Annotated in this window: 2 rRNA genes (1 of these 2 only partly in view); both read right to left on the bottom strand. The window is 53.8% G+C overall.

Going from position 1 to position 2,638, the window contains the following annotated elements:
- Window positions 1-83: 83 nt before the first annotated feature.
- Window positions 84-198 (bottom strand): 5S ribosomal RNA (gene rrf / locus DESFRDRAFT_RS20455).
- Between the two features lie 45 nt (window positions 199-243).
- Window positions 244-2,638, bottom strand: a 23S ribosomal RNA gene (locus DESFRDRAFT_RS20450) (it continues 528 nt past the right edge of the window).

Genomic DNA, 2,638 nt, shown 5'->3' with positions numbered 1-2,638 from the left:
TTTTTTTGTGTCTTTCGATTGTGGCGCGGGGCATAAAAAAAGCCCCGGAGATTCTTTTGAATCTCCGGGGCTTTGAAAAAGAGCCCTGGCGGCGACCTACTTTCCCACGCAAGAGTACGCAGTATCATCGGCGATGGAGGGCTTAACTTCCGAGTTCGGAATGGGGTCGGGTGTACCCCCTCCTCTGTGACCACCAGGACAAATATATAAGTTAAAATAAGGGATGGGATTGTTTGGATGGCAAAAATCAAGTCGAACGGACTATTAGTACCGGTTTGCTGAGCACATTGCTGTACTTGCACATCCGGCCTATCAACCAGGTAGTCTACCTGGGTCCTTCGGGGAGAACTCGTCTTGAGGCGGGCTTCCCGCTTAGATGCTTTCAGCGGTTATCCCTTCCGAACGTGGCTACCCTGCGATGCCGCTGGCGCGACAACAGGAACACCAGGGGTTCGTTCATCCCGGTCCTCTCGTACTAGGGACAAACCCTCTCAATTCTCCAACGCCCACGGAAGATAGGGACCAAACTGTCTCACGACGTTTTAAACCCAGCTCGCGTACCACTTTAATCGGCGAACAGCCGAACCCTTGGGACCTGCTCCAGCCCCAGGATGTGATGAGCCGACATCGAGGTGCCAAACCGCATCGTCGATATGAACTCTTGGATGCGATCAGCCTGTTATCCCCGGCGTACCTTTTATCCATTGAGCGATGGCCCTTCCATGCGGGACCACCGGATCACTAAGGCCCACTTTCGTGCCTGCTCGAGATGTCTCTCTCACAGTCAAGCTCCCTTATGCCTTTGCACTCGACGGCTGGTTTCCAATCAGCCTGAGGGAACCTTTGCATGCCTCCGTTACTTTTTGGGAGGCGACCGCCCCAGTCAAACTACCCGCCAGACAATGTCCCCAAGCCGGATAACGGCATTGGGTTAGAAGCTTAGACAATCGAGGGTGGTATTTCAAGGTTGGCTCCACCGACGCTGGCGCGCCGGTTTCACAGCCTCCCACCTATCCTACACACGAGTGCCCAAGCTCCAATGTCAAGCTGTAGTAAAGGTGCACAGGGTCTTTCCGTCTTTCCGCGGGTAGACGGCATTTTCACCGCCACATCAATTTCACTGAGTCTCTGGTCGAGACAGCGTGGAGATCGTTACACCATTCGTGCAGGTCGGAACTTACCCGACAAGGAATTTCGCTACCTTAGGACCGTTATAGTTACGGCCGCCGTTTACCGGGGCTTCGGTTTAGAGCTTCGCTTGCGCTGACTCCACCCCTTAACCTTCCGGCACCGGGCAGGTGTCAGTCCGTATACGTCGTCTTACGACTTCGCACAGACCTGTGTTTTTAGTAAACAGTCGCCACCACCATTTCTCTGCGGCCCCCCCAGGCTTACGCAGTAAATGCTTCACCAAAGGGGGCACCCCTTATCCCGAAGTTACGGGGTCATTTTGCCGAGTTCCTTAACCAGAGTTCTCTCAAGCGCCTTGGGATACTCTCCCCGCCCACCTGAGTTGGTTTGCGGTACGGTCTGCTTGTGCTAAACTTAGAAGCTTTTCTCGGCAGCATAGGATCAGTCACTTCAGCCTTACGACACGGCATCACGTCTCGGCCTTGAAGGAGAACGGATTTGCCTGTTCTCCAAGCCTACACGCTTGCACCGGCACATCCAACGGCCGGCTGACCTACCTTCCTGCGTCCCTCCGTCGCACACACAAACAGGTACAGGAATATTAACCTGTTTTCCATCAGCTACGCCTTTCGGCCTCGCCTTAGGGACCGACTCACCCTGGGAAGATTAACTTTACCCAGGAAACCTTGGGCTTACGGCGAACGGGTTTCACACCCGTTTTATCGTTACTTATGCCAGCATTATCACTTCCCATTAGTCCAGCAAGCTTTACAACTTGCCTTCATCCCGTCTGGGAACGCTCCCCTACCGTCCATCCGAAGATGGACCCGAGGCTTCGGTACCATGCTTAGCTCCGTTACATTTTCGGCGCAGGACCACTAGACCAGTGAGCTATTACGCTTTCTTTAAAGGATGGCTGCTTCTAAGCCAACCTCCTGGCTGTCAGAGCGGTCCCACTTCCTTTCCCACTGAGCATGGATTTGGGAACCTTAGCCGTCGATCTGGGCTCTTACCCTCTCGACCCTGGACCTTCGCACCCAGAGTCTGACTCCCGGACAATAAATGAACGGCATTCGGAGTTTGATAGGGTTTGGTAACCTGGTGGGGCCCCTAGCCCTTTCAGTGCTCTACCTCCGTTCATCCTATCCGAGGCTATACCTCAATATATTTCGGGGAGAACCAGCTATCACCGAGTTTGATTGGCCTTTCACCCCTATCCACAAGTCATCCCAATGGTTTTCAGCCCATATGGGTTCGGTCCTCCACTCGGTTTTACCCGAGCTTCAACCTGCTCATGGATAGATCACCCGGTTTCGGGTCTTCCTCGCCGTACTTTTCGCCCTATTCAGACTCGCTTTCGCTGCGGCTCCGGTATTTTAACCTTAACCTCGCACGACAAGGAAACTCGCTGGCTCATTATGCAAAAGGCACGCTCTCACCGGATAAACCGGCTCGAACCGCTTGTAGGCAATCGGTTTCAGGTTCTCGTTTCACTCCCCTCACAGGG

Origin of the sequence: Solidesulfovibrio fructosivorans JJ] (assembly GCF_000179555.1) — a bacterium.
Classification (GTDB): domain Bacteria; phylum Desulfobacterota; class Desulfovibrionia; order Desulfovibrionales; family Desulfovibrionaceae; genus Solidesulfovibrio; species Solidesulfovibrio fructosivorans.
This window is presented reverse-complemented; position numbering and strand designations above follow the sequence as displayed.